We start from the raw sequence: 3914 nt of genomic DNA, 5'->3' as shown, positions 1-3914 counted from the left end.
ACGAACAGCCAGGTCTCGCTCAAAAAACACCTGAAGGAAATCTTCAATGGTACTCTTTAGGTCAGCAAAACTAACATTCTCTTCCACCAGCAGGCCTTCAACCTGATGGAACATCGGCGTATGCGTTTGGTCGGAGTCGCAACGGTATACACGGCCCGGACAGATCATACGAAATGGTGGCTCTCCCTTCTCCATCGTGCGTACTTGCACAGGTGAAGTGTGAGTTCTTAATAAGGTATTTGCATCAAAGTAAAAGGTGTCGTGCATAGCACGTGCCGGGTGATGCCCCGGGATATTCAAAGCTTCGAAGTTATGGTAATCATCTTCGATTTCCGGGCCTACTTCTACTGAGTAACCGGCTCTGGCAAAAAACTGCTCAATTCGGCGCATTGTTTTGGTTACCGGGTGCAAACCACCGGTATCGCTTGCGCGGCCTGGCAAGGTGACATCCACAGCTTCTGAACGGAGCTTGTTCTCAAGCTCAGCTGTTTCAAGGGACTCTTTCTTGGCTAACAGTTTTTCCAAGACACCTTCTTTGGCTTCGTTTATCTTTGCTCCGGCCGCTGGTCTTTCAGACGCATCTAGCTTACCCAATGTTTTGAGTAGCTGGGTGATTTCACCCTTCTTGCCTAGGTAATCAACTCTGACCTGGTCCAATTCTTGAATTTTTTCCGCTGCATCTACAGCGCTAATGGCGCGTTGAACAAGTTGTTCAAGGTTTTCCATTACTGCTCTCCGAAAAAACAGTACTCAAAATAAAAATAGGGGGTGAGTTGTCTCGCCCCCTATCCAGCTATTACTTATGTTTCAACGAGTGTTGAACTAAGTCTTAGTTTGCTAGTGCAGCTTTAGCCTTTTCAACAACAACAGTAAATACTGCTGCGTCGTTCATTGCTAAGTCAGCTAATACTTTACGGTCGATCTCAACGTTAGCTTTTTTCAAGCCAGCGATTAATCGGCTGTATGACAAACCGTTTAAACGTGCACCAGCATTGATACGCGCGATCCATAGACGACGGAACTGACGCTTACGCTGACGACGGTCACGGTATGCATATTGACCTGCTTTAATTACGGCTTGCTTAGCTACGCGATAGATACGGCTACGAGCTCCGTAATAACCTTTAGCTTGCTTTAATACTTTCTTGTGGCGACGGTTCGCCTGGACACCACGTTTTACGCGAGGCATATTTGACTCCTTACTAAACTATATTTTAATGGCTAAAAATTAAATACGAAGCATACGCTTGATTGAAGACTGATCAGAGTCTGCAACCTGCTTGCATCCACGTAGCTGACGCTTACGCTTTGGTGATTTTTTAGTCAAAATATGGCTAGTAAAGGATTGCTTGTGCTTGAATCCGTTAGCTGTTTTCTTAAAGCGTTTTGTAGCACCGCTTTTTGCTTTCATTTTAGGCATAATATCTCACTCCGCATTGGAAAAATTAACAAAAATAGCAACCGCGCTATTTTCTCTTTTTCGGGGCCAACACCATCATCATTTGCCGACCTTCCATTTTAGGTCGCTGCTCAACAGTTCCGTACTCTTCCAAGTCTGTTTCGACTCGTTCAAGTAGCTTCATGCCGATTTCCTGATGTGCCATTTCACGACCGCGGTAACGAATCGTCACCTTGGCCTTGTCCCCACCTTCAAGGAAACGTATCAGGTTGCGTAGTTTTACCTGATAATCCCCCTCTTCCGTCCCTGGTCGTAACTTAATTTCTTTAACTTGAGTCTGCTTCTGCTTTTTCTTCTGGGCAGCTTTCTGCTTCTTCTCTTCAAATACTTTTTTACCGTAATCCATGATTTTACACACAATCGGATCACTGTTGGCAATTTGAACCAAATCTAAACTTACTTGTGTGGCACGAGCCAGCGCGTCTTCTATCGGAACAATACCTAACTGCTCACCATCTTCTGCTATAAGACGAACTTCCGTTGCTTCGATATTCTCGTTGATCAACGCTTTTTTTGACTTGCCACTTTGGTTATTACGCTTAATGTCTATTTCTCCACATTAAAAATGCAAACATAGATGAGGTGCACATTTTATACTGCTTACTCACCAGAATTTGCGATACGACCTTTCTGTACAAAATCTTCTTTGAAGACCGCGAGAACATCTTCTAAAGGCATCACGCCAAGATCCTCTCCCTTACGAGTACGAATAGCCACTGTATTATTTTCAACTTCCTTATCACCCACAACAAGTAAATAAGGAATCTTGTTAATTGTGTGCTCGCGAATTTTAAAGCCGATCTTCTCGTTTCTCAAGTCCAGATGTGCTCTATATCCCGCTTCTTCGATATTTTTATGTATTTTTTTGCAATATTCGCTCTGTTTATCGGTAATATTCAGTATTGCGACTTGTTCAGGCGCCAACCAGAATGGAAATGCACCTTCGTACTGTTCGATCAAAATACCGATAAATCGCTCAAAAGAACCTAACACAGCACGGTGTAACATGACCGGAGTTTTACGTTCCTGATGATCACTTACATATTGGGCGTCTAGTCGACCCGGCATCGAAAAGTCTACTTGAATCGTTCCACACTGCCATACTCGGCCTAAACAATCCTTCAAAGAGAATTCAATCTTAGGGCCGTAAAACGCTCCCTCACCAGGCAATAAATCCCACTTCAAGCCTTTAGCGTCCAGAGATTCTGCTAAGGCTGCTTCGGACTTATCCCAAACCTCATCTGAACCAACGCGTTTCTCTGGTCGCGTAGATAGCTTGTAAAGAATCTCGCTAAAGCCAAAATCTTGATAAACTTCGTGCAACATATCGATAAAGGAAGATACTTCTTCCTGAATCTGCTCTTCAGCACAGAAAATATGCGCATCATCCTGAACAAAACCACGCACTCGCATAATACCGTGCAAAGCGCCAGATGCTTCATTTCTATGGCAAGAACCAAACTCGGCAAGACGTAAGGGCAACTCCTTATAACTCTTCAAGCCTTGATTAAATACCTGAACGTGGCATGGGCAGTTCATCGGCTTGATTGCAAAGTCTGCGTTCTCTGAGTGAGTAGTAAACATCTGCTCACTAAATTTATCCCAGTGGCCCGACTTCTCCCATAGCGTACGCTCAACCACTTGAGGCGTCTTAATTTCTTTATAACCATACTTGCGCTGCTTGGTACGCATGTAGTTTTCGATAGTCTGGTAGATACTCCACCCCTTGTCATGCCAGAAGACCATACCTGGCGCCTCATCCTGCATGTGGAATAAGTCTAACTTCTTACCTATTTTACGATGGTCTCGCTTTTCGGCTTCTTGTAAGCGATTCAAATATTGCTTTAGCTGCTTCTTATCTGCCCAAGCTGTACCGTAGATACGCTGCAACATTTTGTTGTCAGAATCGCCACGCCAGTACGCGCCAGAAATACGCATTAGTTTAAAATGATGGCAGAATTTCATGTTCGGCACGTGAGGGCCGCGGCACATATCTATATATTCTTCATGGTGATACAAAGCTGGCGTATCGGTCTTGGCGATATTTTCGTCAAGAATTTCCATTTTATAAGTTTCACCACGCGCTTCGAAAGCATCTCGTGCTTCTTGCCAGCTTACGGTCTTCTTAACAACGTCATAGCTCTTCTTAGCAAGCTCAAGCATACGCTTCTCGAGGGCTGCCATATCTTCTTCAGTGAGACGATGCTCTAAATCAACATCATAGTAGAAGCCATTTTCAATCGTTGGGCCAATCGCCATTTTGACATCAGGCCAAAGCTGCTTAATTGCGTGACCAACAAGGTGAGCGCATGAGTGACGCAATATTTCAAGGCCATCTTCATCTTTTGCAGTGATAATACTTAGTGTGGAATCTTCTTGAATCAACTCACAAGCATCGACCAATACATCATTTACGCGACCAGCGATGGTTGCCTTGGCAAGACCTGGACCTATA

General features: G+C 44.2%; 5 protein-coding genes. All 5 read right to left on the bottom strand.

Annotation, left to right across the window (positions count from 1 at the left end; all coding sequences use genetic code 11):
- A partial coding sequence (locus A3761_RS20155; RefSeq protein WP_068750774.1) for a phenylalanine--tRNA ligase subunit alpha occupies window positions 1-726 on the bottom strand: 726 nt, incomplete at its 3' end.
- 103 nt (window positions 727-829) lie between these two features.
- Entirely contained in the window at window positions 830-1189 is a 360-nt protein-coding gene (gene rplT / locus A3761_RS20150; protein WP_068507658.1) for a 50S ribosomal protein L20, read from the bottom strand.
- Window positions 1190-1228: 39 nt separating this feature from the next.
- Window positions 1229-1420, bottom strand: coding sequence for a 50S ribosomal protein L35 (gene rpmI / locus A3761_RS20145; protein WP_068507660.1), 192 nt, complete (start codon window positions 1418-1420; stop codon window positions 1229-1231).
- 46 nt (window positions 1421-1466) lie between these two features.
- On the bottom strand, window positions 1467-2003 hold the full coding sequence (gene infC / locus A3761_RS20140; RefSeq protein ID WP_156499823.1) for a translation initiation factor IF-3: 537 nt from the start codon (window positions 2001-2003) through the stop codon (window positions 1467-1469).
- 56 nt (window positions 2004-2059) lie between these two features.
- The coding region (thrS, locus tag A3761_RS20135) for a threonine--tRNA ligase (RefSeq protein WP_068750772.1) at window positions 2060-3914 on the bottom strand (1855 nt) is incomplete at its 5' end.

Source organism: Oleiphilus sp. HI0123 (assembly GCF_001635315.1).
The sequence above is the reverse complement of the archived record's forward strand: the minus strand, read 5'-3'. Positions and strand labels throughout refer to the sequence as shown.